The 25,924-nt window shown below is 58.7% G+C and carries 24 protein-coding genes; 11 read left to right on the top strand and 13 right to left on the bottom strand.

The annotated features are described in order from the left end of the window. The first annotated feature begins 1 nt into the window (after position 1). Both CKW20_RS25945 and CKW20_RS25940 read left to right on the top strand, forming a co-directional pair. Positions 2 to 940: an MlaD family protein gene (locus CKW20_RS25945; RefSeq protein WP_095055427.1), complete on the top strand. Its 939-nt coding sequence runs from the start codon at positions 2 to 4 to the stop codon at positions 938 to 940. After that, complete coding sequence (locus CKW20_RS25940) at positions 937 to 1,563, top strand: ABC-type transport auxiliary lipoprotein family protein (protein ID WP_095055426.1); 627 nt, start codon at positions 937 to 939, stop codon at positions 1,561 to 1,563. Before CKW20_RS25945 ends, CKW20_RS25940 begins: the two co-directional genes overlap by 4 nt. Before the next feature lie 134 nt (positions 1,564 to 1,697). Here the strand turns inward: CKW20_RS25940 and CKW20_RS25935 are convergent, their stop codons facing one another. The 4 genes from CKW20_RS25935 to CKW20_RS25915 form a co-directional block, all read right to left on the bottom strand. Further along, entirely contained in the window at positions 1,698 to 2,927 is a 1,230-nt protein-coding gene (locus tag CKW20_RS25935) for a nucleoside recognition domain-containing protein (protein ID WP_095055425.1), read from the bottom strand. Positions 2,928 to 3,169: 242 nt separating this feature from the next. Then, positions 3,170 to 4,501, bottom strand: coding sequence for a glutamate/aspartate:proton symporter GltP (gene gltP / locus CKW20_RS25930; RefSeq protein WP_030127871.1), 1,332 nt, complete (start codon positions 4,499 to 4,501; stop codon positions 3,170 to 3,172). A 702-nt stretch (positions 4,502 to 5,203) separates the two neighbouring features. Then, positions 5,204 to 5,368 (bottom strand): DUF1328 domain-containing protein, encoded by a 165-nt coding sequence (locus tag CKW20_RS25920; RefSeq protein ID WP_003177151.1) that lies wholly within the window; start codon positions 5,366 to 5,368, stop codon positions 5,204 to 5,206. Positions 5,369 to 5,448: 80 nt separating this feature from the next. Further along, positions 5,449 to 5,730 (bottom strand): hypothetical protein, encoded by a 282-nt coding sequence (locus CKW20_RS25915; protein WP_095055424.1) that lies wholly within the window; start codon positions 5,728 to 5,730, stop codon positions 5,449 to 5,451. A gap of 441 nt (positions 5,731 to 6,171) precedes the next feature. Here CKW20_RS25915 and algB point away from each other — a divergent pair, with 441 nt between their 5' ends. Both algB and CKW20_RS25905 read left to right on the top strand, forming a co-directional pair. Further along, positions 6,172 to 7,518 (top strand): sigma-54-dependent response regulator transcription factor AlgB, encoded by a 1,347-nt coding sequence (algB, locus tag CKW20_RS25910; protein WP_095055423.1) that lies wholly within the window; start codon positions 6,172 to 6,174, stop codon positions 7,516 to 7,518. 10 nt (positions 7,519 to 7,528) lie between these two features. Beyond that, complete coding sequence (locus CKW20_RS25905) at positions 7,529 to 9,319, top strand: ATP-binding protein (protein ID WP_095055422.1); 1,791 nt, start codon at positions 7,529 to 7,531, stop codon at positions 9,317 to 9,319. Between the two features lie 12 nt (positions 9,320 to 9,331). Here CKW20_RS25905 and CKW20_RS25900 read toward each other — a convergent pair whose 3' ends face one another. The 7 genes from CKW20_RS25900 to CKW20_RS25865 all read right to left on the bottom strand — a co-directional run bounded on the left by CKW20_RS25900 (position 9,332) and on the right by CKW20_RS25865 (position 16,602). Then, positions 9,332 to 10,948, bottom strand: coding sequence for an EAL domain-containing protein (locus tag CKW20_RS25900; protein ID WP_095055421.1), 1,617 nt, complete (start codon positions 10,946 to 10,948; stop codon positions 9,332 to 9,334). A gap of 73 nt (positions 10,949 to 11,021) precedes the next feature. After that, positions 11,022 to 11,801 carry an N-acetylmuramoyl-L-alanine amidase gene (locus CKW20_RS25895; RefSeq protein WP_095055420.1) on the bottom strand — a complete coding sequence of 260 codons (780 nt, stop codon included), beginning with the start codon at positions 11,799 to 11,801 and terminating at the stop codon, positions 11,022 to 11,024. A 107-nt stretch (positions 11,802 to 11,908) separates the two neighbouring features. Beyond that, the gene (locus tag CKW20_RS25890; protein ID WP_095055419.1) at positions 11,909 to 13,939 is read right to left on the bottom strand and encodes a GGDEF domain-containing protein; all 2,031 of its coding nucleotides are present in this window, start codon (positions 13,937 to 13,939) and stop codon (positions 11,909 to 11,911) included. Beyond that, positions 13,940 to 14,800: an endonuclease/exonuclease/phosphatase family protein gene (locus CKW20_RS25885; protein ID WP_095055418.1), complete on the bottom strand. Its 861-nt coding sequence runs from the start codon at positions 14,798 to 14,800 to the stop codon at positions 13,940 to 13,942. 14 nt (positions 14,801 to 14,814) lie between these two features. Then, positions 14,815 to 15,456: a thiol:disulfide interchange protein DsbA gene (gene dsbA, locus CKW20_RS25880; protein WP_095055417.1), complete on the bottom strand. Its 642-nt coding sequence runs from the start codon at positions 15,454 to 15,456 to the stop codon at positions 14,815 to 14,817. Positions 15,457 to 15,653: 197 nt separating this feature from the next. Further along, complete coding sequence (locus CKW20_RS25870; RefSeq protein WP_007902879.1) at positions 15,654 to 16,265, bottom strand: cytochrome c4; 612 nt, start codon at positions 16,263 to 16,265, stop codon at positions 15,654 to 15,656. A 46-nt stretch (positions 16,266 to 16,311) separates the two neighbouring features. Then, entirely contained in the window at positions 16,312 to 16,602 is a 291-nt protein-coding gene (locus tag CKW20_RS25865; RefSeq protein WP_095055416.1) for a cytochrome c5 family protein, read from the bottom strand. A 191-nt stretch (positions 16,603 to 16,793) separates the two neighbouring features. Here CKW20_RS25865 and yihA point away from each other — a divergent pair, with 191 nt between their 5' ends. Continuing rightward, positions 16,794 to 17,435 (top strand): ribosome biogenesis GTP-binding protein YihA/YsxC, encoded by a 642-nt coding sequence (gene yihA / locus CKW20_RS25860; RefSeq protein ID WP_030127882.1) that lies wholly within the window; start codon positions 16,794 to 16,796, stop codon positions 17,433 to 17,435. A gap of 299 nt (positions 17,436 to 17,734) precedes the next feature. On the opposite strand, the gene polA is transcribed toward yihA, so the two are convergent. Continuing rightward, positions 17,735 to 20,503 (bottom strand): DNA polymerase I, encoded by a 2,769-nt coding sequence (gene polA, locus CKW20_RS25855; RefSeq protein ID WP_095055415.1) that lies wholly within the window; start codon positions 20,501 to 20,503, stop codon positions 17,735 to 17,737. Positions 20,504 to 20,577: 74 nt separating this feature from the next. Here polA and CKW20_RS25850 point away from each other — a divergent pair, with 74 nt between their 5' ends. Then, on the top strand, positions 20,578 to 20,865 hold the full coding sequence (locus CKW20_RS25850; protein WP_008076254.1) for a DUF2782 domain-containing protein: 288 nt from the start codon (positions 20,578 to 20,580) through the stop codon (positions 20,863 to 20,865). Positions 20,866 to 20,924: 59 nt separating this feature from the next. Next, on the top strand, positions 20,925 to 21,875 hold the full coding sequence (locus CKW20_RS25845) for a homoserine kinase (RefSeq protein ID WP_095055414.1): 951 nt from the start codon (positions 20,925 to 20,927) through the stop codon (positions 21,873 to 21,875). A 93-nt stretch (positions 21,876 to 21,968) separates the two neighbouring features. Here the strand turns inward: CKW20_RS25845 and CKW20_RS25840 are convergent, their stop codons facing one another. Continuing rightward, positions 21,969 to 22,889, bottom strand: coding sequence for a zinc ABC transporter substrate-binding protein ZnuA (locus tag CKW20_RS25840; RefSeq protein ID WP_095055413.1), 921 nt, complete (start codon positions 22,887 to 22,889; stop codon positions 21,969 to 21,971). A 66-nt stretch (positions 22,890 to 22,955) separates the two neighbouring features. On the opposite strand from CKW20_RS25840, the gene zur reads away from it, so the two are divergent. From zur to CKW20_RS25820, 4 genes are read left to right on the top strand one after another with little or no spacing between them, the layout of a single operon-like run. After that, positions 22,956 to 23,438 (top strand): zinc uptake transcriptional repressor Zur, encoded by a 483-nt coding sequence (gene zur / locus CKW20_RS25835; protein WP_095055412.1) that lies wholly within the window; start codon positions 22,956 to 22,958, stop codon positions 23,436 to 23,438. After that, on the top strand, positions 23,438 to 24,223 hold the full coding sequence (gene znuC / locus CKW20_RS25830) for a zinc ABC transporter ATP-binding protein ZnuC (RefSeq protein ID WP_095055411.1): 786 nt from the start codon (positions 23,438 to 23,440) through the stop codon (positions 24,221 to 24,223). Before zur ends, znuC begins: the two co-directional genes overlap by 1 nt. Further along, on the top strand, positions 24,216 to 25,004 hold the full coding sequence (gene znuB / locus CKW20_RS25825; protein WP_095055410.1) for a zinc ABC transporter permease subunit ZnuB: 789 nt from the start codon (positions 24,216 to 24,218) through the stop codon (positions 25,002 to 25,004). The genes znuC and znuB overlap by 8 nt, the downstream gene beginning before the upstream one ends. Positions 25,005 to 25,041: 37 nt before the next feature. Continuing rightward, complete coding sequence (locus CKW20_RS25820; protein ID WP_095055409.1) at positions 25,042 to 25,758, top strand: PA5502 family lipoprotein; 717 nt, start codon at positions 25,042 to 25,044, stop codon at positions 25,756 to 25,758. The last annotated feature ends 166 nt before the right edge of the window (positions 25,759 to 25,924 follow it).

The following is a 25,924-nucleotide window of genomic DNA, read 5'->3' as shown; positions in this document are numbered from 1 at the left end:
CATGGAAACCCGAGCCCATCACGTATTGATCGGCCTGTTCACCGTCATAGTGGTGGCGGGCGCCCTGCTCTTCGGTCTGTGGCTGGCCAAGTCCAGCGTCGATACCGAATTCAAGGATTACGAAATCGTCTTCAACGAGGCGGTCAGCGGCCTGTCCAAGGGCAGCGCCGTGCAGTACAGCGGGATCAAGGTCGGCGATGTGGTGATGCTGCGCCTGGACCCGAATGATCCGCGCCGGGTGTTGGCGCGGATTCGCCTGGGCGGAGACACTCCGATCAAGGAAGACACCCAGGCCAAACTGGCGCTGACCGGGATCACCGGGACCTCGATCATCCAGCTCAGCGGCGGCACGCCACAAAGTCCGACCCTCAAGGGCAAGGACGGCAATTTGCCGACAATCGTTGCGTCGCCCTCGCCCATTGCCCGGTTGATGAATGACAGTAACGATCTGATGGAGGGCGTGAACGTGTTGATGCACAACGCCAATCAGTTGTTTTCCTCGGAGAACGTCGCGCTTATCAGCAGCACCCTGGAGCATCTGGAGCAAACCACCGGCACCATCGCCGACCAGCGCGGCGACATTCGTCAGGCGATGCAGCAACTGGCTTCGGTTGGCAAGCAGGCCAGCGCCACCCTGGAACAGACCACCGCGTTGATGCGCAACGCCAACGGCCTGCTCAACGATCAGGGCAAGCAGATGTTCGGCAGTGCCGAGCAAGCCATGAAGTCCCTGGAACAAAGCAGCGCGACCATCAACACGTTGCTCTCCGCCAATCAGGATTCCCTCAACAGCGGCATGCAGGGCCTCAATGGCCTGGCGCCGGCGGTGCGTGAGCTGCGCGATACCTTGAGTTCGCTGCGAACCATTTCCCATCGGCTTGAGGCCAACCCCAGCGGTTACCTGCTGGGCAATGACAAGAACAAGGAGTTCACGCCATGAAGCTGGCTCATCTCGCCCTCCTCGCCGGTTTTGCGTTGGTCGCTTCCTGTTCGATTTTCCCCAAGACCGAGCCGTCCGATGTCTATCGCCTGCCATCGACGCAGAGCGACGCATCGGCCCTTCACGGCACGCCGCAACGCTGGTCGTTGCGGCTGGCCAAGCCTCAGACCAGCGAAGCCTTGAACAACTCGAAAATCGCAGTGATACCTCAAGGTGACCTGATCAGCAGCTACAAGGCTTCACGCTGGAGCGATCCGGCACCGGTGCTGTTGCGCAATCGTCTGCTCGATGGTTTCCAGGGTGACGGTCGCGTGCCGTTGCTCAGCACCGATGACAGTAATTTCCAGGCAGACCTGGAGCTGGGCGGCAACCTGCAAGCGTTCCAGACCGAGTACCAAGGCACGGCGGCGAGCGTGGTCGTGCGCCTGGATGCGTTGTTGGTGCGTGGGTATGACCAGCGAATCCTCGCCAGTCGGCGCTTTGAAGTGCGTCAGCCGTTGAGCGATGTGAAGGTGCCGGCGGTGGTGACCGGTTTTGGCCAGGCCAGCGATCAATTGACGGCGCAGGTGGTGGCTTGGACGGTGGAGCAAGGTCAGAAGGTTGTGCCGCCGTTGACGCCATAAAGGTCGGACGCATTTTTAATGTGGGAGCGGCGGTGCGACGATTCGACTTGCTCGCGAAGGCGGTGTGTCAGTCAACAGAGATGTTGAATGTACCGGCCTCTTCGCGAGCAAGCTCGCTCCCACAGGTTTTTCGGTCAGCCAAAGAACCAGTAGCAAACCCCGATCGCGCCAAGCACACCCGCCAACTCCGCCAGCAACGCACACCCCACCGCATGCCGTGCACGCTGAATGCCCACCGCGCCGAAGTACACCGCCAGTACATAGAAGGTCGTCTCGGTACTGCCCTGAATCGTCGCCGCCACCAGCGCCGGGAAGCTGTCTACCCCTTCGGTCTTCATGGTTTCAATCAGCATCGCCCGCGCGGCGCTGCCGGAGAAGGGTTTGACCATGGCCGTCGGCAGCGCATCGACGAAACGCGTGTCCCAACCGGCCCACTCCACCAGATGACGAATCCCGTCCAGACCGAAATCCAGCGCTCCGGACGCCCGCAATACGCCCACGGCGCAGAGCATCGCCACCAGATACGGCAGCAGATTCTTGGCCACGTCGAAGCCTTCTTTGGCGCCCTCGATGAACGCCTCGTAGACCTTCACTTTGCGAAATGCGCCGATCACCAGAAACAGCATGGTCAGCCCGAACAGCGTCAGGTTGCCGAGGATCGATGACAGACTCGCCAGAGCGGTCGCCGAGAGCGTCGCCAGCAGCGCCATGAACGCACCGAGGGCCAGGGCACCGGGAATCAGGTAGGCGAGCACCACCGGGTCCCACAGGCGCAGACGCTGCATGAACGCCACCGACAACAGACCGACCAGGGTCGAACAACTGGTCGCGAGCAGAATCGGCAGGAACACCAGGGTCGGATCGGGCGCGCCTTGCTGGGCGCGGTACATGAAGATCGTCACTGGCAGCAGGGTCAGGGACGAGGCGTTGAGCACCAGGAAGAGGATCTGCGCGTTGCTGGCGATGGTGTCGCTGGGATTGAGTTCTTGCAGCGCCTTCATGGCTTTGAGGCCGATCGGCGTGGCGGCGTTGTCCAGCCCCAGGCCGTTGGCGGCGAAATTGAGTGTGATCAGACCGATGGCCGGGTGTCCGGGCGGCACTTCCGGCATCAGGCGCAGGAACAGCGGGCCCAACGCCTTGGCCAGCCACTCGACGATCCCGGCCTTTTCGGCGATCCGCAAAAAACCCAGCCAGAGGGTGAGAGTGCCGAACAGCAGGATCATGACCTCGACCGACAATTTGGCCATGGCGAAAATGCTTTCTACCATCGCCGCGAAGATCCCGGCGTTGCCGCCGATCAGCCATTGCGCCAGCGCCGAAACGGCAGCCACGATGAAGAAGCCAAGCCACAGGCCATTAAGCATCAGTCAAATCCCCCGGAAGATGCGGCGAATGATAGCGGGGCAGGCAGAAACGACAAACCCCGGATTTCTCCGGGGTTTGTTTGCGAGCGTTTATCGCTCTGCGGGATTGCGCCCTACACATAATGTGCGTGCAACTCCGTCCTGTAGGAGCATGGCTTGCCAGCGAAGAACGATGACGCGGTGCAACTGAAACACCGCGGCGTCCCATTCGCGGGCAAGCCTCGCTCCTACAGGGATCTACGTCAGTTGCTGGAAATTTCGCCAACCGGCAGCTTTTCCTTGCTGCGCCAGTGCGGCAGGGAGTTCCAGTAGCGCTCGCCCTTGGCATCGTCGTACATGCCTTCCCAACGAGCGATAACCAATACGGCCAAGGCGTTGCCGATCACGTTCAACGCGGTACGGGCCATGTCCATGATGCGGTCGACACCGGCGATGAATGCCAGGCCTTCCAACGGAATACCGACGCTGCCCAATGTGGCCAGCAGCACCACGAAGGACACGCCCGGTACGCCGGCGATGCCTTTGGAGGTGACCATCAGCGTCAGCACCAGCAGCACTTGCTGGCTGATGGACAAGTCGATGCCATAGAGCTGGGCAATGAAGATCGCCGCGATGCTCTGGTACAGGGTCGAGCCGTCGAGGTTGAACGAGTAGCCGGTCGGCACCACAAAACTGCAAATGGCTTTCGGCGCGCCGTAGGCTTCCATCTTCTCGATCACGCGCGGCAGCACGGTTTCGGAACTGGCGGTGGAGTAGGCCAGGACCAGCTCATCCTTGAAGATGCGCATCAGCTTGATCACCGAGAAGCCGAACAGGCGAGCGATCAGGCCCAGCACCACGAAGGCGAAGAAGGCAATGGCGAAGTAAACCAGGATGACCAGTTTGGCCAGCGGCAGCAGAGAGGCGAAGCCGAAGTTGGCCACGGTCACCGCGATTAAAGCGAAAACACCAATAGGCGCGTAGTTCATGATCATGTGAGTGACCTTGAACATGCTCTCCGACACGCCCTGGAACATCTTCACCAGCGGCTCGCGCAGGTCCGATTGCAGGCTCGACAGACCGAGGCCGAACAACACGGAGAAGAAGATGATCGGCAACATCTCGCCACGCGCCATGGCCGCAAAGATGTTCGACGGGATCAGATTGAGGATGGTCTGGATGAACGCATGTTCATGCTGAACCTCGGCGGCAGTGGCCTGGTACTTGGAAATATCCACCGTACCCAGGGTGCTCATGTCGATGCCGGTGCCCGGATGGACCACGTTGGCCAACACCAGGCCGACCAGAATGGCGATGGTGGTGACGATTTCGAAGTAGATGATGGTCTTCAGACCGATGCGACCGAGTTTCTTCGCGTCACCCACGCCAGCAATGCCGACGACGAGCGAGGAGATCACAATCGGGATCACGATCATCTTGATCAGACGGATAAAGATATCGCCTGCCGGTTGCAGGACGTTGCTGATCCACCAGGCTTTTTCGGCACTGAAATGGTTGAGCAGTGCACCAATTGCTATCCCCAGAACCAGACCGATGAGGATCTGCCAGGCGAGGCTAAGCTTTGCCTTCTTCATATCTTTACCCTTACTTGCGTTTGACTCAGGCCGATGCATGAACTGAAACGCCTAATGGCGAACAAGTTTTGCACCGGCCCCCGTATAAGGTCCCCGCGAGCGAGCATTTACGGCTCTCAGGCAGCGAAAAAAGGCGCAACTATTCCGATGCCGGGAAGCGCCGTCTAATGCCGTAAACGCCTACCCTATGCCGAATCGGCATGAGATTTTCCAACTGAAACCCGCGTCCCAGCCGGTTTGAATATGACATTCAGGCGGGCATAAGTGCCGTGAACCGGCCATTTCAGCGCAGGTCGATGTTTTTTAAATAGATGGAAATTTGGGAAAAGGCCTACGTTTTGCTGCGAATTATCCTATCGAGAGCGTCGGAGCTTTCTCGATATACGGTCACGAAGAAACACCGCGAAACGGTTTTGCGGGGAATATGCAGCAATAACAGATGAGCTGAATGCTCTAGATCAACGTTTTGCACGTTGAAGCCCTCCGCAAGTTCGTCGAGCCACCTCGGGCCCCGGCGAACTTGCGTCGCAGCTTTGCCTGACCCGGCCCTTGCGCAGGTACTCCCTGTACCTGTAGGTCACTGCGACCCTGAAGCAGTCAGAGCGTCCCGACCCCTTGGTCATGCGTCTACCGTCCTCGGGTAGCGCAGTGGAAAGAAGCGCTGTGGCCTCTTTCATGTTTCGAACTCTTTCTTCAGTTATTTCAGCCTCGACCGCGGCGGCCAAAGAAGAAGGAAGCAATGAACATCACCAGGAACACGACAAAGAGAATCTTGGCGATACCCGTGGCGGTGCCCGCGATACCACCGAAGCCCAGTACTGCGGCGATGATGGCAATGATCAAGAATGTGATTGCCCAGCTCAACATGGTGATTCTCCTTACGCATCTGTTTAAAGGAGTTGCTTGTGGTGCTTTCCGGGCGTGTCGAGCACGCCAAGTTCGTTTGCTTAAAACACCCAACGTTCTTGAGGCGTCTCATCAACAGGCTGGGCCTGGTCGACGTCCATCATTCGCATTGAGTCGTTGTCAGTCAGGTTGCTGGCGGCGCTGAAGTGGGTTTGTGGGGTATGTGGAATCGACAGGTGCGGCGTCTCCGGCTGCTGGCTCTGTTCCCAACGCAAGAATTGCTGGCCTCCAATCAAGGTGATCAACAGCGCCAGCAAGGCAATCAGGCCTTGCTGGACATGCAATGGCGAGATACGTAATTGGGCGGCACCTTGGCGATTCATCCTGAAGTTCCTCCCCACATTGGGTCGTATTCTTTGGCGGGCGCTGGTTCATTAAATGCCCTGATTACCCAGACTCCTGCAGCCTGCATGCCACCTTATTGCTAGGTTTAATACGATTAAAATCAATAAGTTATATGTTCTGTGAAAATCGTTTCGGACGCATCCTGCACGATGCCTCTTTTGAGGTCGTGCTTAATGCACGATGAGCTCGCCGAAACTTTCAATATTTTTGGAATTGAGGGAAGGGCACAGATGTCAGAAAGGGACGCAGGCAATCGCCGAAGAATGGTCTATTAATAAAAAATCAGATAAATCAGTGAATTATGTTGTCGCTGAGTAGATAGCTCCGCTGTTTTGTCTGGAATCGACCACACTCAATCATGCAACTTGCCCGATTTTTTCCGGGACTAACCCAATCATCAATTAAAGGAGCGTAGGAACATGGAATCAGCCACTGAGCATCAAGGCCGCATTCTGCTGGTGGATGATGAATCCGCCATCCTTCGAACCTTTCGCTATTGCCTCGAAGACGAAGGCTACAGCGTGGCCACCGCGACCAGCGCTGCTCAGGCCGAAGCCTTGTTGCAGCGCCAGGTTTTCGATCTGTGCTTCCTCGATTTGCGCCTGGGGGAAGATAACGGCCTGGATGTGCTGGCCCAGATGCGCATCCAGGCGCCTTGGATGCGGGTGGTGATCGTCACTGCTCACTCGGCCGTGGACACTGCCGTGGATGCGATTCAGGCCGGCGCCGCCGACTACCTGGTCAAACCTTGCAGCCCCGACCAGTTGCGTCTGGCCACTGCCAAACAGCTGGAAGTACGGCAACTCTCGGCGCGCCTGGAAGCCCTCGAAGGTGAAGTGCGAAAACCCAAGGAGGGCCTGGATTCCCACAGTCCGGCCATGAAAGTGGTGCTCGAAACGGCGCGCCAGGTCGCCAGTACTGACGCCAATATCCTGCTTCTCGGCGAATCCGGCACGGGTAAAGGTGAGCTGTCACGGGCCATTCACGGCTGGAGCAAACGCCAGAAGAAGTCCTGCGTCACCGTCAACTGCCCGTCCCTGACAGCAGAATTGATGGACAGCGAACTCTTCGGACACAGCCGCGGCGCGTTCACCGGTGCCAGTGAAAGTACCTTGGGTCGTGTTAACCAGGCCGACGGCGGAACGTTATTTCTCGACGAGATCGGCGATTTTCCATTGACCTTGCAGCCAAAATTGCTGCGTTTCATTCAGGACAAGGAATACGAACGCGTGGGCGACCCGGTGACCCGCCGTGCCGATGTGCGAATCCTCGCAGCGACTAACCTCAACCTTGAAGACATGGTTCGCGATGGCCGCTTTCGTGAAGACTTGCTCTATCGCCTGAACGTCATCACCTTGCACCTGCCGCCACTTCGCGAACGCAGGGAAGACATTCTGAACCTGGCTGACCGTTTCCTGGCACGCTTCGTCAAGGAATACTCGCGCCCGGCCAGATGTTTCAGCGACGAGGCCCGCGAAGCGCTGCTCGGCTACCGCTGGCCGGGCAACATTCGCGAGCTGCGCAACGTGGTGGAGCGCGCGAGCATTATTTGTCCGCAGGAGCGGGTAGAGCTCAGCCACTTGGGCATGGCCGAGATCCCGACCAACCACACGCCGCGCATCGGCGCTGCACTGAGCCTGGATGAATTGGAAAAAGCTCACATTGGCGCGGTCCTGGCCACGGCCGATACGCTGGATCAGGCGGCCAAGACCCTGGGTATCGATGCTTCGACCCTGTACCGCAAACGCAAGCAGTACAATCTGTGAGTTGTAATCGATGAAACTGGCGATGACGTTGCGCACCCGGCTGTTTCTGAGTATTTCCGCGCTGATGACCGTGGCGCTGCTTGGGCTGTTGCTCGGGCTGGTCAGCGTGATGCAGATGGCAGGGACTCAGGAAGCCCTGATCCGTGACAACTTCGTCACGCTGAATCTGGGATTGAAGCTGCGTCAGGCCCTGGGTGATCAACTGATCATCATGCTCGGCGAGAACCCTGATCCTGCGGCGTTCGAGGCATCCAGGCAGCATTCCCTTGAGTTGCTCGACGAAGGCATTGCCCGCGAGCCTTCCAGCGAGGTTGCCCAGTACAGTTTCAAAAAGGCCAAGGCTGATTATCAGAGCTTGTTGCAGGCCTTTGATCTTTCCCGCGCTCCGATACAGGTAGTCAGTGGTGACGGGGATCTCACGGAAAAATTCAACGTGTTGCGCAACGGTTTGATCTCTGAACAGAAGCGCGCGCTGGATAGCATCACTGAGATCGAACGTCAGGCCCGGGAGCGGGCACTGTTGATTGCCGGCCTGCTTGGGTTGGTCGGGGTGGGGGTGTTGTTCATCGGCTTCATTACCGCCCATGCGATCGCCCGGCGTTTCGGGGCTCCGATCGAGGCGCTGGTGCAGGCCGCTGACAATATTGGCCAAGGCAATTTCGAAGTGACCCTGCCGATTTCTTCCGGGCTGGAAATGAACCAGTTGACCCGGCGTTTTGGAATCATGGCCGAGGCCTTGCGTGAGCACCAGGCGACCAATATCGACGAACTGCTCGCCGGCCAACAACGTTTGCAAGCGGTGCTCGACAGCATCGACGACGGTTTGCTGATCATTGATCGTCAAGGTCATCTCGAGCACCTTAACCCCGTGGCTCAGCGCCAGTTAGGCTGGGACAGCGATCGTTTCGGTCAAGGGCTGGGCACGGCGCTTGAGCGTCCCGAACTGGATGAACAGCTGCAACTGGTGCTGCGCGGCGGCGCTCTGGAGCGAGCGCCGGACGACCTGAGCATCGAGGTCGATGGTGAGTCTCGATTGTTGACGTATAGCCTGACGCCGGTCAGCCATACCCAAGGGCATATTCTCGGCGCCGTAATGGTGCTGCATGACGTCACCGAGCAGCGCACATTCGAACGGGCGCGCAGCGAGTTCGTCTTGCGTGCTTCCCATGAGTTGCGCACACCGGTCACCGGGATGCACATGGCATTCGGTCTGTTCCGCGAGCGGGTGCATTTTGCCAAAGACTCCCGTGAGGCTGACTTGCTGGACACCGTCAACGAAGAAATGCAGCGCCTGATGCAGTTGATCAATGATCTGCTGAATTTCTCCCGGTATCAGAATGGCCTGCAAAAACTCACGCTGGCACCGTGTTCCATTGAGGATTTGCTGGAGCAGGCCCAGGTGCGTTTTGCCAGCTCGGCGCAGGAGAAGGGCATTGAGTTGCTGGTGGAAGTGCAGGGACCGTTGCCGCGACTGCAAGCCGATCAGGTGCAACTGGAGCGGGTGCTCGACAACCTGATCGACAACGCCTTGCGCCATACCTCCCGTGACGGGCTGATACGTTTGCAGGCCAGGCGGCATGGGGAGCGGATGATTATCAGTGTCGAGGACAACGGCGAAGGCATTGCCTACGGCCAGCAGGGACGGATCTTCGAACCCTTTGTCCAGGTTGGCCGCAAAAAGGGCGGGGCCGGGCTCGGTCTGGCGCTGTGCAAGGAAATCGTGCAGCTGCATGGCGGGCGGATGGGTGTCTACTCCCGGCCTGGACAGGGTACGCAGTTCTACATGGCGCTGGTGGTATAAGCCTGACCCATCTCAGGCGTCGTCATCCAGACGTCGCGTGGTCAGTCGGCGGCCACGGGTAATCAGTTCGATGAACTGTACGGCGCTCAGTGCGTGGGAGAACAGCCAGCCTTGACCGAACTTCACCCCTTCACTGCTCAGAAACAGCACTTGGGCTTCATGTTCGATGCCTTCTGCAATGACCTTGAGTTGCAGGGCCTGAGCCATGCGAATGATGTGCGGTGCCACGCCGCTGCTGGCGGCATCATGGCCCAGCGCGTCGATAAATGCCTTGTCGATTTTCAGGCAGTCCACCGGTAGGGTTTGCAGGTAGGCAAGGCTGCAATAGCCGGTGCCAAAGTCGTCGATCAGCACCTGATGCCCGACATCCCGCAGGGCTTGCAGGTTTTCTCTGGCCACCACCACATCCACCAAACCGCGCTCGGTCACTTCAAAGGCAATCTGCCTGGCCGCCACTCGGTGCAGGCTCAACAGGCGCGCCATTACCTGACCAATACGCGGCACCATGACATCGCAGGCCGCCAGGTTGACCGAAATGTACAGTTGCGGATTGGACCGCAACAGTTGCCCGAGCTGTTCCAGCAGGCGCTGCAATACGAAGTCAGTCATCTGGCGGATCTGGCCAGTATTCTCCGCCATCGGAATGAACAGGTCGGGACTGGTCAGCGTACCGTCCGGCCTTCGCCAGCGCAGCAGGGCTTCGGCACCGACGCAGTTGCGGCTGTCGAGGTCGAAGATCGGTTGATACAACACCTGCAACTCGCCTCGCCGAATGGCGCCTTGCAGTTCGGCATCCAGCGATTGCCGCTGGCGTACTAGCAGAAACACCAAAATGCCGACACAAGCACTCAGCGCCAGGCTGGCCGGCAGTAGCCACCACCATACCGCGGGTACATGCATTCCGGTGCGAGGGGTGATCAGTACCAGTTGGTAGTCGGGTGTGTTATTGGGCATTTGGTAAATCAGGTGGGTATGAGTAACTTGCAACGCATCGCGGCTTTTCGGCGGCCAGGGTTCCGCCGGGGGCCAGGCCTGCTCGACACCGAGTACCGGAACCGCCCGGCTGCCGTGGTCGAGCACCACCAACAGGCTACTCCCGGGAGACAGATCGACCATGTCGGTCAAATGCCCGCGCGATGTCGCCACCCGGAAATTGCCACGCCCAAGCATCAGTGCGGCGCGGTTCTCATCGGGTTCGGTGGTGGTGTTCAGCCAATAGCTGTAGGTGGGGCCCTTGATGTCCGGCGGTCGGATCAGCGATACCCCTTCCTGGCGGGGCCGGTTGGAGCAGGTTCGCGAAGTGTCCATATAAACGGCTTCATAAACGAAGCGGTAATTGAAGCTGACCTGCTGCAGGGTAGCGATCATTTCGTCATCGCAACTTCGCAGCGGCTGGGCTTGCAGGTCATCGAGGCTTTCGCGCAGTTGTCCGAACAGTTGCTCCAGGCGGGCCAGGAAGCGCTCACCTTGGGCATTCATTTCCTGGCTTTCGTTGTGCTCGACTTGATTCATCGCCACGAACAAACTGCCGACCGTTAGAATCGTTGCGCTCAAGGCAGTCGCCAGCATCGCCAAAAACCAAGGGCGATAGAACCAGCTATGCAGTCTCTCCCGAGCAGCAGGCATCATGGAATATCCGAAGAATTACCAATGAGTTATAGCTGCTGATCAGGAAAAAGCGCTGACCGTCGGGCGGGCGTCATTATTTTGTCTGGTTCAACACCTGAAGAAGCGCCGCGGTTTGTGCGTCCGGTGTGCCGTCGAAACGGGAAGGGCGAAAATGCAGTTGAAAGGCCGCCAGCACATTGCGTGTCGCTGCATCCAGTTCGCCGGTTTGCGGCGTGGCGTATCCCACGCGGGCAAGCTGTGCCTGAAACCAACTGATACTTGGCAATTGCACGGCGAACTGCGCTTGTTGCCGCGCCACGGCCTGCTCGTTCGGCCAGATCCCCAAGCCTTCGGCAGCCAGGCGCTTCCAGGGGAACAGTGGGCCAGGGTCAAGCTTGCGCATCGGTGCGATGTCGCTATGGCCGATGATATGGCGGGGGCTGATGCCTTGGCGCTTGCTGATGTCCTTGAGCAGGAAGATCATCGACTCAATCTGGGCTTCGCTATAGGGATACCAGAGACGCCCGGTCGGGGTGTCCTCAAAGCCCTGATTAACGATTTCGATGCCAATGGAACTGGAGTTCAGCCAGGTCCGGCCCTGCCATTCGCTTTCGCCTGCGTGCCAGGCCCGGACATTTTCATCCATGAGCTTATAAATAGTGGCGCGCTTGTCGTCGCTAATCAGGTAGTGGCTGCTGACCTCGCCATGGGTCAGCAATTGCAACGAGTTCTCCAGGGATGCGGACGTGTAATGCATCACCACGAACTGAATACGGCTGTCGTGATTGGCTGAAGAGTGGCTGGTATCGATTCGTGGGCCGCTGGCACAACCGGCTAATAGAAGCAGCGACGCAATAAAAATAAGACATTTCATGGCAGGAGACAGTACACGCAAAGACAATAATGCAACAGTGTAACGTATTGCCTTGCGGCGCTAACGGCAAAAAACACTCCTTTAAACAAAATGGAACAATTGGCCCGTTAGCCCAGTTCAACTCGATTTCGTCCGGTATTTTTCGCCCGGTATAACGCCTGATCAGCTCTTTTAAGCACAAGATCGCTATGTTCGCCTGGTCTGAAGGCGGTCAGTCCCATGGAAATGGTAATGGTGACTCGCTTGCCCTTGAAGTGAAACGGGCAGGCTTCGATCGATGCGCGCAAGGTTTCCAGCAGTTTCGCGCCGACCATAGGTAGTGTGGCAGGCATCAACAGTACAAACTCCTCACCGCCGAACCGGGCAATGAAATCAGTCCCGCGCAGACGCTTGCGTAGCACGCTGGCGATGATTTTCAGCACCTTGTCGCCTGCCAGATGACCATAGTTGTCATTGATGCGTTTGAAATGATCGAGGTCGAGCATTGCCAGCAACAAGGTATTGCCCTGTTGTTGCCATTGGCCGATTTCATGCTCCAGGCGTTCGCCCCAGGCCGCTCGATTCGGCAGGCCGGTCAATGGATCGATCAGCGCCTTCTGACGCTGCTCTTCGAGATGTTCGCGGTAGCCCAGGGCTTCCTCCTCCATATGGGCAACCCTTTCGGCCAGACTTTGCAAGCGGGCGGCTACTTCCTGCTCACGCTCGTCGCGCTGTTTCTGGTGCTGGTCCATGGTGCCGAGCAAGCCTTCGAGGTGGTTTTCCAGCACATGCTTGAGGTCATCAAGGTCCGCCGCTTCTTGCATGCTGCTTTGCAAGCCATCGACTTGCTCGCGAATTTGCGTGTCCATTTCCCGCGCGGCCGAGCGGTTGTCAGCGTGGCCGTCGCTCGCCGCTTGCAGGTTGCTCTGAAATGACTCGAGGCGTTCGTTGAGTTGCTGCAGGTACGCCTCGAATTCGTGCTGGCCGCTGTCGGTAATTGCCAGCATTAACGTTGCCAGGTCATCGAGGATGGGCAGCAGTTCGTACCAGTTCAAGCCGCTTTGAAGACGATCGCGCATCGCCTCGGCTTGTGGACGATAGCGCTCGGGCAATGCCAGGTCATCGAGAAGGCCCAGCAGCGTATCTTCGATGTGCTTGGCGACAGAGCTGTAGGACGGCTCCGGTGAGTCCGGCAGGGCATACAGAATATCGTGCTCGGAAGGCTCTGAATCGATGGGCTCCGGTGTCAGTTCATCGGGATTGATTGCCGACGGAGCCTGTATGGCCGGTAGGGCGATAGATGGAGCCGGCTCTTGGGGTTGCTCGATATTCGGACGGGGTTGTAACTCCGGAACCTGGCTGCTCGTGGCTTCTGGTTCAAAGACGGGCGGGTCAAACGCCACGACTTCAGTTGCAGATGTCATTGCTGTTGGCGCCTGAATGTGCGCTGGCTCAGGACGTGCAGATGCGGGCAGGGCGGCTTCTACGGTTGGCAACGCCACTAGCGGTTTAACGGCGGCTGGCGTGAGATTGGCCATCGCTTGTGGGGGCTCGGCCGATGCTGCAACCGGTTCGACAGGTTGCGGGGCAGGCATTTGCGATTCGGCGGCGACGAGTTGTGGCGCGGTCTCCTCCGTTTCCCTACTGAACAGGCGCTGCAGAAAACCTGGACGATCAGGTTCGGCAGGGGTCTCCAGCAGGTTCAAGGCTTTGCCTTGCAAGCCGCTCAGCTCGCTGAGCAGCAACGGAATTTCGCGGGCCTGGCCTACGCGTCCGTCCAGTTGTTTAGCGAAATTTTTCAGCGGCCGGCTCACTTCCCGGGGCAAAGGCAATGCTTGCAGCTGAGAGACCAGCGCCGCCAGGGCGGCACTGACTTGATCGACCCGGGTTTCCCGGCGTTGCTCGGAGTCGAGCACGGCTTTTTCCAGGCGCGGCAGTAAGGCCGCCAGGCCGGCGTCCATGTCATCGGTGCGTACGACTTCGCGCATTTCCTTCATGCATTGGTCAACGGCGCGATCGGTACCTTCTGCGGCCAGGGTACTGCGCACCAGCCCACGACGCAGCAGGTCGAGCCGGGCGTCCCATCGACGTTCCAGCTTTTCCTGTTGTTCGATGCTTTTGAGGTATTTCTCTTTCCAGCGCTGTGTTTCGTCGCTCATTCAGGCAGGACTCAACGCGGGTAATGCATCGACCGTGAGCGAACCCGGCAGACGAATCTCTACCGCGACCGGCAGGTGATCGGAAATGGGTTGTGCCAGCACTTCGACCTTTTCAAGGGTCAGGGTGGGGCTGAGCAGAATATGGTCCAGGCAACGCTGTGGGCGCCAGCTGGGGAAGGTCGCTTCCAGTTGCGGCGCGAGCAGGCCCAAATCACGCAACGGGGAGTTTTGCAGCAAGTCACTGGCATGGGTATTCATGTCGCCCATCAGCACCTGGTGTTTAAAGCCGCCGATCAATTCGCGGATGTAGGCCAGTTGCAGGCTACGGGTGCGAGCGCCCAGCGCCAGATGCATCATTACCACCACAAGCGCCTCCGGACCTTCGCCGAAGCGCACCAGAATCGCCCCGCGACCCTTGGGCCCTGGCAGAGGATGATCTTCAATCGCCCACGGGCGCAGGCGGCTGAGCACGCCATTGCTGTGCTGGCCGAGATGACCGAGATTGCGATTGAGTTGTTGATACCAGTAGGGGAAAGCGCCGAGCTGCGCCAGGTGTTCGACCTGATTGACGTAGCCTGATCGCAGGCTGCCGCCATCGGCTTCCTGCAAGGCGACCAGATCGAAGTCGCCCAGCAGATTACCGATTTTTTGCAGGTTGTCGGCACGCCCGGTATGCGGTAACAGATGCTGCCAGCCGCGGGTCAGATAGTGCCGATAGCGCTCGGTACTGATGCCGACCTGGATATTGAAACTGAGCAAACGCAGACGGCTGTCCACGGGCAACCCCGTCGATTCCAGGTGATGCTCGTTGACCTGCGGATGATGCAGGCCAACGATGCGTTCAGTTCCCCAGCGGCGCATGGCAGGTGCCGCGCTTAGTTGGCGACGGCCTTGGTCGCCGCTCGCTCTTTGGCGACCAGTTGGTCGGCCAGTTTCAGCGCTTGTTCGGCACCGCCGGCAGAGCCGATGTCAAAGCGATATTTGCCGTTGACGACCATGGTAGGCACGCCGGTGATTTCATATTTCTTGGCAAGTTCTTTGGCTTTGTTGATCTGGCCCTTGATGGCGAAGGAGTCGAAGGTGGCCAGGAACTTATCCTTGTCTACACCTTGGGTCGCCAGAAAGTCGGCCATGTCTTCTTTGTCAGTCAGTTTCTTGTGTTCTTTCTGAATCGCTTCGAAAACTGCTGCGTGAACCTTGTTCTCGACACCCATGGCTTCAAGGGTCAGGAACATCTGGCCGTGTGCGTCCCAAGGGCCGCCAAACATGGCCGGAATGCGCACGAAGTTCACGTCGGAAGGCAGCTTTTCAGCCCATGGATTAACAACGGGTTCGAAGGCATAGCAGTGCGGGCAGCCGTACCAGAACAGCTCCACCACTTCGATCTTGCCAGGCACGGCCACCGGGACCGGAGTGCTCAGCTCGACATAGGGCGCTTCAGGTTTTTCGGCGGCTTGGGCAGTCATGCCGAACAGGCTGGCAGCGACGAGCGCGGCGCTGATGATCAGATTACGCATGCTTTACTCCTGGACAATTGGGTCGCCTCGCACGACCTGTTTTCAGACAGATCCTGGCGGGCTTGAGTTTGTAGTGTAACGGCAGCGGCCACAAAAAAGGGCAGCCAAAGCTACCCTTTTTATGTTTGCATCGACGGATTAATCGAGTGTTAACGTTGCAAGAGATGTACACCCCTCACAACGCTCGATCACAGACCTCAGTGCAAGCCTTGAATATAGCTGGAGACTGCGGCGATATCTTCGTCGCTCAGCTTTTTAGCGATGCTCTGCATCGGTTTGGTATCGCCGTCGTTGGTCCGGCCGCCTTCTTCTTTTCTGAAGTCGGTCAGTTGCTTGCCGACGTACTGGGCATGCTGGCCGCCCAGATGCGGGAAGCCGGCAGCAGCGTTGCCCTTGCCATCTGGAGAGTGGCAGCCGGTGCAGGCTGGCAGGCCCTTGGCCAGATCGCCTCCACGGAACAGTGCTTCACCGCGAGCCACGACTTTCGGGTCGGCGGCGCCAACGCTGCCTTTCTGGCTGGCGAAATAGGCGGAGATATCAGCCAGGTCCTGATCACTCAGATTGGTCAGCAGGCCGGTCATTTCCAGCACCGTGCGTTTGCCGGACTTGATGTCGTGCAGCTGCTTGTTCAGATAACGCTCGCCCTGACCTGCCAGTTTCGGAAAGTTAGGCGCCATGCTATTGCCATCCGGGCCATGACAGGCGCCACATACTGCGGCTTTCGCCTGACCAGCAGTCGCATCACCTGCAGCATGGGCAATGCCGGAGATCCCCACGGTCAACAGCAGACTCACGATCAATTTGTTCATCAGCTAATCCAACTACGGCTAAGGGTTAAAGAGTTATGGACCGGGTTTACTCGCTCATCCACTGGATGATGGCTCGGTAATCCTCGGCACTGCAGTCCATGCACAAACCACGCGGCGGCATCGCCTTGAAACCCTGGGTCACGTGTTGCACCAGCGTCTCCATACCTTTCGCCAACCTCGGCGTCCAGGCTTCCTGATCGCCCTTTTTGGGCGCCATAGGTAGTTGGCCGGAATGACAGGCACCACAAACACGGTTGTACACAGCTTCCGGATCCTGTGTAGCCTGAGCGCTGTAAAGCGGCATCAAGATACCGGCAGCTAGCAGCCATTTCGTCATAAAACGACCTTTTCAGGGTTGAGAGCGTGCTGCGTTCTAGTGCGCAATCAAGGTCAATCGCTCTCGTGAACTTCATCCTACGCTGGGACAAAGCGCACACAAAATCTGCGGCATTATATACTGGCGTCACTGAAACGGAAACGACACTGCTTGCCGCGTCCATTCCCGGCGCCGCCCACATCGGAAATCCCATGCAACTCAAGAATCCCATCCTCGGCCTGTGCCAACAGTCCACCTTCATGCTCAGCGCCGCCAAAGTCGACCAATGCCCCGACGACGAAGGCTTTGAAGTGGCCTTCGCCGGGCGTTCCAACGCCGGCAAGTCCAGCGCGTTGAATACCCTGACACACGCCAGCCTGGCGCGGACCTCGAAAACTCCGGGTCGCACACAGCTGTTGAACTTCTTCAAGCTAGACGATGAACGCCGTCTGGTCGACCTGCCGGGCTACGGTTACGCGAAAGTGCCGATCCCGTTGAAGATGCACTGGCAGCGTCACCTGGAAGCCTATCTGGGCGGTCGCGAGAGTTTGAAAGGTTTGATTCTGATGATGGACATCCGTCATCCAATGACCGATTTCGACCTGCTGATGCTCGATTGGGCCGTCGCCAGTGGCATGCCGATGCATATTTTGCTGACCAAGGCAGACAAGCTGACCTACGGCGCGGCGAAGAACACGCTGCTCAAGGTTCAGTCGGAAATCCGCAAGGGCTGGGGCGATACGATCACTATCCAGCTGTTTTCGGCACCCAAACGCATGGGGCTGGAAGACGCCTACACTGTACTGGCGGGCTGGATGGAGCTGGCGGACAAAGGCGCTGAGGCTGCCGAATAAAGCTCTCCAGACAAATCAGCAGGCAAAAAAAACCCCGGACTTCGTATGGGGAGGGAGAAGTTCCGGGGTTCAAGTTTCCGGACCGCTAGGGCGGGGTCCAGATATCTGCCAACACTTAACACAACATAGGAGCATCGAAGGGCTTCACCAGCCATTCAGTATCTCTGAGTGACGGTTCACGGATTTAGTTCAGACTATTTTCAAAAACCTTTGGAAATAATCGACTTAATTTTCCGCACTATAGCCCTTCGTTATTTTGTGTTGCGGCATAAGGCCGCAGGCACGAGTGTTCAGGCGGTTCAGTGCGCCTCATCCCAGTTGTTGCCTATACCCACCTCGACCAGGAGCGGTACATCCAGTTGGGCGGCATTGCTCATGTGCACGCGAATCTCTTCACGTACCTGGTCAATCAGATCCTCACGTACCTCAAGCACCAATTCATCGTGCACCTGCAGGATGACTTTGGCGTCCAGGCCTGACGATGTCAGCCAGTTATCCACCGCTACCATGGCTTTCTTGATGATGTCCGCCGCGGTGCCTTGCATCGGGGCGTTGATCGCCGTGCGCTCGGCAGCTTTGCGCAGAGCCTGGTTTTTCGCATTGATTTCCGGCAGGTAGAGACGACGACCGAAAATGGTCTCGACGAAACCTTGCTCGGCGGCTTGGGCGCGCGTGCGCTCCATGTATGCCAGTACGCCGGGATAACGGGCGAAATAGCGGTCGATGTAGGCCTGGGATTGTTTACGGTCAACGCCGATCTGCTTGGCCAGGCCAAACGCACTCATGCCGTAGATCAAACCGAAGTTGATGGCTTTCGCGCTACGACGCTGATCGTTGGTGACCGCGTCCAGCTCCACACCAAACACCTCTGCGGCCGTTGCCCGGTGTACATCGAGGTTGTTGCGGAAGGCGTGCAGCAAGCCTTCGTCCTTGGCCAGATGCGCCATGATCCGCAGTTCGATTTGCGAATAGTCCGCCGCCAGCAGCTTGTAGCCTTTCGGTGCGACGAACGCCTGACGAATTCGACGACCTTCGGCGGTACGGATCGGAATATTCTGCAGGTTCGGGTCGATGGACGACAAACGTCCGGTGGCGGCGACCGCTTGCTGGTAAGACGTATGAATGCGCCCGGTGCGAGCATTGATCTGCTCTGGCAAACGGTCGGTGTAGGTGCTTTTGAGCTTGCTCAGTGAGCGGTACTGCATCAGTACCTTGGGCAGCGGGTAGTCCTGTTCCGCCAACTCGGCCAATACCGCTTCGGCCGTCGAGGCCTGGCCCTTGGCGGTCTTGCTGAGTACGGGCAAGCCGAGCTTTTCGTAGAGGATCACGCCCAGTTGCTTCGGCGAACCCAGGTTGAATTCTTCACCGGCAATGGCGAAAGCCTCACGCTCAAGGGCGACCAGTTTCTCGCCCAACTCGACGCTCTGGATGCCCAGCAGGTTGGCGTCCACGAGCGCGCCCTGGCGCTCGATTCGGGCCAGAACCGGCATCAGCGGCATTTCAATGTCGTTGAGCACTTTGCCCAGGCTTGGCGTCGTTGCCAGTTTTTCCTGCAATGCCAGATGCAGGCGGAAAGTGACGTCGGCGTCTTCGGCGGCATAGGGGCCAGCGAGCTCAAGAGATATCTGGTCGAAGCTCAGCTGTTTGACGCCTTTGCCGGCAATCTCTTGAATGTCGGTCTTGCTTTGGCCCAGGTACTTGAGTGCCAGGCTGTCCATGTCGTGGCGGGTGGCCGTCGAGTCCAGTACGTAAGACTCGAGCATGGTGTCGTAGGCAATACCCCGAACAACAATCCCGTTGCTCTGATCACCACCGATAGCGCAATTGGCGAGGATATTGGTCTCGAACTTGGCGTGCTGGCCGACTTTCAGTTTGTTCGGGTTTTCCAGCAGCGGCTTCAGCGCCAGCAGCACCGTGTTGCGATCCAGCTGTTCCGGCACACCCATGTAGGAATGAGTCAGCGGAACGTAGGCCGCTTCGTTGGCCGCGACGGAAAAGGATAGACCCACCAGTTGTGCATGTTGGGCATCGTTGCCGTTGGTTTCGGTGACGAAGGCGATCAACGGCGCCTTGTCGAGTTTGTCCAGCCAGGCCTCGAAACGCGGTTGGTCGAGGATGGTTTCGTACTTCGCTTCAATGGCGCCCGGCTGTTCCTGGACGACCTCGACAATGTCCTGACCCGAGCGCTTGGCATCGCGCTGGTTCTCTTCGAACCAGCTCTTGAATTCCAGCAGGGTGTAGAGCTCGGCGAGCTTGTCGTGATCCGGCTTGCCCATTTGCAGGTCATCGAGACCGATGTCCAGCGGCACGTCGATCTTGATGGTTGCCAGTTGATAGGAGAGGAACGCCATCTCCTTATGCTCTTCGAGCTTGGCCGGCAGGGTTTTGGCGCCGCGAATCGGCAGGGTCGGGACGATGTCGAGCTGCGCATAGAGCTCGGTCAGGCCGCCGTTCACGCCGACCAGCAGGCCGGAAGCGGTCTTGGGACCGATACCCGGAACGCCCGGAATGTTGTCGGACGAATCGCCCATCAGTGCCAGATAATCGATGATCTGCTCGGGAGCGACGCCGAATTTCTCCTTCACGCCTTCCACGTCCAGCGCGCTACCGGTCATCGTATTGACCAAGGTAATGTGCCCGTCGACCAGTTGCGCCATGTCCTTGTCACCGGTGGAGATCACCACCGGGCGGTCGGCGGCCGCACTGCTGCGCGCCAGGGTGCCGATCACGTCGTCCGCTTCAACGTTGTCCACGCATAGCAATGGAAAGCCCAGGGCCTTGACGCTGGCATGCAGCGGCTCGATCTGGACCCGCATGTCGTCGGGCATGCTTGGGCGATTGGCCTTGTATTCGGCAAACATTGCGTCGCGGAACGTCCCGCCCTTGGCGTCGAATACCACGGCGAACGGGCTGTCCGGGTACTGCTTGCGCAGGCTTTTGAGCATGTTCAATACGCCTTTGACCGCTCCGGTCGGCAGGCCTTTGGACGTGGTCAGCGGTGGCAGCGCGTGAAAGGCGCGGTACAGATAAGAAGAACCGTCCACCAGGACGAGGGGGGCTTGGCTCATGAGCAGGATCAACCTTTTCGGCGGGTCCGGCGCTAGAATAGCGGGACCGTTGACGACAAAGGGACAAGGTTATCATGCGCACACTAAATCGCTTGTTGCTGGCTGGCTTGTTTGCAATCACTCCATTGGCTGTCATGGCGGCGGACGACGCGCCCTCGGCGGACCCGGATGTAACGATCCGCACGGAAGGCGATAAAACGATTCAGGAATATCGGCAAAATGGCTTTTTGTATGCCATCAAGGTGACCCCGAAAGTCGGTAAACCGTATTTCCTGGTGCGCGCTGATGGTTCGGACGGTAACTTCATTCGCTCGGATCAGCCGGATATGCTGATTCCGTCGTGGAAAATATTCGAGTGGTAAACCGCTCCTAATTTAAATTGGCGCAGGCAGTCGCAGCGCCCGTACTGGCAGTTTTAACCATGTCTGTGTTCACTCCCCTGGCTCGGCCCGAGCTGGAAACCTTTCTCGCCCCTTACGGGCTTGGCCGCCTGCTTGATTTCCAGGGGATCGCCGCCGGTAGCGAAAACACCAATTTCTTTATCAGCCTGGAGCAGGGCGAATTTGTCCTGACTCTGGTCGAGCGCGGCCCGGTGCAGGAGATGCCGTTTTTCATCGAATTGCTCGATGTACTGCACGACGCTGATCTTCCAGTGCCTTATGCGTTGCGCACCACCGACGGCGTCGCGTTGCGCGAACTGGCCGGTAAACCTGCGCTGTTGCAGCCACGTCTGGCGGGCAAGCACATCAAGGACGCCAACGCGCAGCATTGCGCTCAGGTCGGCGAGCTGCTGGCTCATCTGCATCTGGCGACCCAGGCCAACATGATCAAACGTAAAACCGATCGCGGCCTGGACTGGATGCTGGAGGAGGGCACGCAGTTGCTCTCGCACCTGAATGCCGAGCAAAGCGATCTGCTGCAACGGGCTCTGGATGAAATCACGCAGCAGAAGACGAAAATTCTGGCACTACCGCGGGCCAATATCCACGCGGACTTGTTCCGCGACAACGCGATGTTCGAAGGCACGCACCTGACCGGGTTGATTGACTTCTACAACGCCTGTTCGGGGCCGATGCTCTATGACGTGGCAATTGCCTTGAACGATTGGTGTTCGGATGAGCAAGGGCAGATTGATGGCGCTCGGGCGCGGGCATTGTTGGGCGCTTATGCCGCGCTGCGACCGTTTACCGCTGCCGAAGCCGAGCTATGGCCGACCATGCTGCGGGTGGCGTGCGTACGGTTCTGGTTGTCGCGGTTGATCGCCGCGGAGTCTTTCGCCGGGCAGGATGTTTTGATTCACGATCCGATGGAATTTCAGCTGCGGTTGGCGCAGCGGCAGAAGGTCAGTACGCCGTTGCCGTTCGCCCTTTAAAAGCTTCGCGGGCAAGCCTCGCTCCTACAGGATGTGTGCAATCCTTGTAGGAGCGAGGCTTGCCCGCGAACAATTCACCACCAAACTTTCTGTTTACAACGACTCCAAACACCCCGCCAAATCATTCCCCAGCTTTTCCAGCAACTGCTCATACCCCTGAGCGGTCGCTGGCGTGTACCCGCCCAATGCATCCAGTTCCGCCAGTTTCACCGGCAGCCCGGCCACCAGGGTTTCTGCCAGGCGCGGGCGCAACGGTGGTTCGCTGAACACGCAGGTCTTGCCGACTTCCTGCAACCGCGTGCGCATCGCTGCCACGTGCTGGGCACCGGGCTGCACTTCGGCAGCGACACTGAACACGCCGGTGTGCTTGAGGCCGTAAGCGTCTTCGAAGTAGTCGAAGGCTTCGTGGAACACGAAGTAAGGCTTGCCCGCGATACCTGCCAGGCGAGCCTTCAGGCGCAGGTCCAAAGCATCGAGACGCTCATCGAACGCCTTGAGATTGCTCTGGTAGCGCGCCGCATTGGCTGGATCTACAGCACTCAGATCGGTGGCCATTTTGGTGGCGATCACGCGGGCATTGATCGGTGACAACCACAAATGCGCATCCAGGTTGCCGGGGCGGTGATCGTGATCATGCTCGTCCGCTTCTTCGGCGTCAGAGTGGTTATTTTCGGCGAAATGTCGCAGTTTCAGGCCAGGCAAATCCTGCACCGCGATACTGGGCAGCGTACGACCTTTCAGCACGCGAGGCAGGAAACCTTCCATGTCCGGGCCGATCCAGTACACCAGCTCCACCGATTGCACTTTCCGTACGTCGGAAGGGCGCAAGGCATAGTTATGGGGCGAAGCGCCGGGCGGCAGCAAGACTTCCGGAACCGCTATACCGTCCTGTACCGCAGCGGCGATCAGCTGCAGGGGCTTGATGCTGGTGAGCACTTTGACTTCGGCTTGGGCTGAGCCGATCAGCAGAAAACTTGCGACAAATGCGACAAACGTAGAAAAAAGTCGGGACACGATGACCACTCGAAGAGGCGAGAACGGGTAACATAATAACGTCTCTCACAAAACTCGTCGCCGCTCATGCCTAAAACACCGATCGCCAGCCGTCCCCACGACCACTCTCATTGCGTGCATAGCGCATTGTCTGAGGCCGATGCCTTGTGCGCACGTCAGGGGCTGCGACTGACCGCTTTGCGCCGGCGAGTGCTGGAACTGGTCTGGCAAAGCCACAAACCGTTGGGTGCCTATGACATTCTGGCGGTGCTCAGTGAGCAGGACGGCCGCCGCGCCGCGCCTCCAACCGTGTACCGCGCGCTGGATTTCCTGCTGGAAAACGGCCTGGTACACCGGATCTCTTCGCTGAACGCCTTCGTCGGCTGCAATCACCCGGAACACGCTCACCAAGGCCAGTTCCTGATCTGCCGCGAATGCCACGCCGCGATCGAACTCGAACAGAAATCCATCAGCGACGCGATCATCGGCAGCGCCAGGGATGTCGGATTTATCGTCGAGGCCCAGACCGTTGAAGTCATTGGTCTCTGCTCGGGTTGCCAGGGGGCTTGATGAGCAACGCGCTGATTCGCCTTGAGCAGGTAGCCGTCACCTTTGCCGGGCAAAACGTGCTGGACAACATCGAGCTGAGCGTCGAGCCGGGGCAGATCGTCACCCTGATCGGCCCCAACGGTGCCGGCAAAACCACGCTGGTACGCGCGGTGCTTGGCCTGTTGAAGCCGGACAGCGGCAGTGTGTGGCGCAAGCCGAAACTGCGGGTCGGTTACATGCCGCAAAAACTTCACGTCGATCCGACCCTTCCGCTGTCGGTGCTGCGCTTCTTGCGTCTAGTGCCGGGCGTGGATCGCGCTCGGGCCTTGGCCGCCCTCAAGGAAGTCGGTGCCGAACAGGTGATCGATAGCCCGGTGCAAAGTGTGTCCGGTGGCGAAATGCAGCGTGTACTGCTGGCGCGGGCATTGCTGCGCGAGCCGGAATTGCTGGTGCTTGATGAGCCGGTGCAAGGCGTCGATGTGGCCGGTCAAGCAGAGCTCTACAGCTTGATTACACGCTTGCGCGACCGTCATGGTTGCGGCGTATTGATGGTTTCTCACGATTTGCATCTGGTGATGAGCACCACCGACCAGGTGGTGTGCCTGAACCGCCACGTCTGCTGTTCCGGGCATCCTGAACAGGTCAGCGGCGATCCGGCATTCGTCGAACTGTTCGGAAAAAACGCACAAAGCCTGGCTATTTATCACCACCATCACGACCATGCCCACGATTTGCATGGTTCGGTGGTCAGCGCGGCCCCGTCGGCCACTACCCACGTTCATGGAGATAGCTGCAAGCATGGCTGATTTTCTGCTCTTCGCCCTGCTTGCAGGTCTGGCCCTGGCGCTGGTCGCGGGCCCGCTGGGTTCGTTCGTGGTCTGGCGGCGCATGGCCTATTTCGGCGACACCCTGTCCCACGCCGCACTGCTCGGTGTGGCGCTGGGTTTTCTGCTGGATGTCAGCCCGACCGTTGCCGTCACTGTAGGCTGCTTGTTGCTGGCGGTATTGCTGGTGACGCTGCAACAACGTCAGCCGCTGGCATCCGACACGCTTTTGGGAATTCTCGCACCGAGCACGCTCTCCCTGGGGCTGGTGGTACTAAGCTTCATGCATGAAGTGCGGATCGACCTGATGGCTTATCTGTTCGGCGACTTGCTGGCGATCAGCCCGACCGATCTGGTCTGGATCCTCGGCGGTAGCGCGGCGGTGCTGGCATTGCTGGTCACGCTGTGGCGACCCTTGCTCGCGATCACGGTGCACGAAGAACTGGCCAAGGTGGAAGGTTTACCAGTGGCGGCGTTGCGCCTGGCCCTGATGTTGCTGATCGCAGTAGTGATCGCGGTGGCGATGAAAATCGTCGGCGTGTTACTGATTACTTCGTTACTGATTATTCCGGCGGCTGCGGCACAGCGTCACGCCCGCTCGCCGGAGCAGATGGCATTGGGCGCGAGCCTGCTGGGCATGCTCGCGGTGTGTGGCGGGCTGGCGTTGTCCTGGTTCAAGGACACCCCGGCCGGCCCGTCGATTGTGGTGACGGCCGCCGCGCTGTTTCTGCTGAGTTTTGTCCTGCCCCGTCGAGGGGTGTAGACTTGCTCGTTTTTTGCGCAAATAGAGAGTCGCAGGAATGAAGCCGTTCGCCTCCCGTTATCTGCTCCTTGTCGCATTTTCGCTGCTGCTGGGCGCTTGCCAAAGCACGCCACCGGCGGCCACCGAGGATCCCGATGCGCGGGCCACGGCCATCGCACAGCTGGAACAAAGCCTGGCCAGCAGCGAGCTGGCCACGGCCGAAGGACAATTGGCAGCCTTGCAGGCCGAGTCACCCAACGATCAATCCCTCGAGCAATACCAGCGGCAATTGGCTGAAGCCTATTTGCTGCGTAGCCAGATCGTGTTGCAAAAAGGTGATGTGAATGCCGCGGCCACTGCCCTCAGCCGTGCCCGGGTATTGATGCCCAAGGCTCCGGCGCTGACCGGCGGCGTTAACAGCGCCATTGTTCATGCGCGCAAGGCTGAACTGGATCAAGCCGAAGCGGCCCTCAAGGCTGCCGAAGCCAAACCTCAGGCCAAAGTCATCGACCCGACGGCTGAAAGCACTACGGTGGCGTTGAACCTCACCGATATGAGCAAGCTTCGTCGTCAACTGGATGCCATCGCCGCCGATGTAGTGAATTATCAATGCGACGTGAGCATTCAGGCGCCGCGCACCCAGGATTACCCATGGCTGGCCACGCTGCTGACAAAACGGGTGAAGAAACTGGATTCGGAGTTTGATCTGAAGCTGGAGAAGCAGATTCTGCGCAACATTCCGGCGCAAATGGTTTTGAGTCCGCGTAAGCCTTAAAAGCTTCGCGGGCAAGCCTCGCTCCTACAGGTTGGTATCGTTTCCTTAATCAACGAACGACGCTAAACCCGTAGGAGCGAGGCTTGCCCGCGAAGGCGTCCTCCCATTCGAAAAAGATCCTCCAGCAGGAATCGCCTTGGCCTTAGGCTCCCCTACCTTTGATCGC

It is taken from the genome of Pseudomonas sp. Irchel s3b2, assembly GCF_900187445.1.
GTDB lineage: Bacteria > Pseudomonadota > Gammaproteobacteria > Pseudomonadales > Pseudomonadaceae > Aquipseudomonas.
The sequence above is the reverse complement of the archived record's forward strand: the minus strand, read 5'-3'. Positions and strand labels throughout refer to the sequence as shown.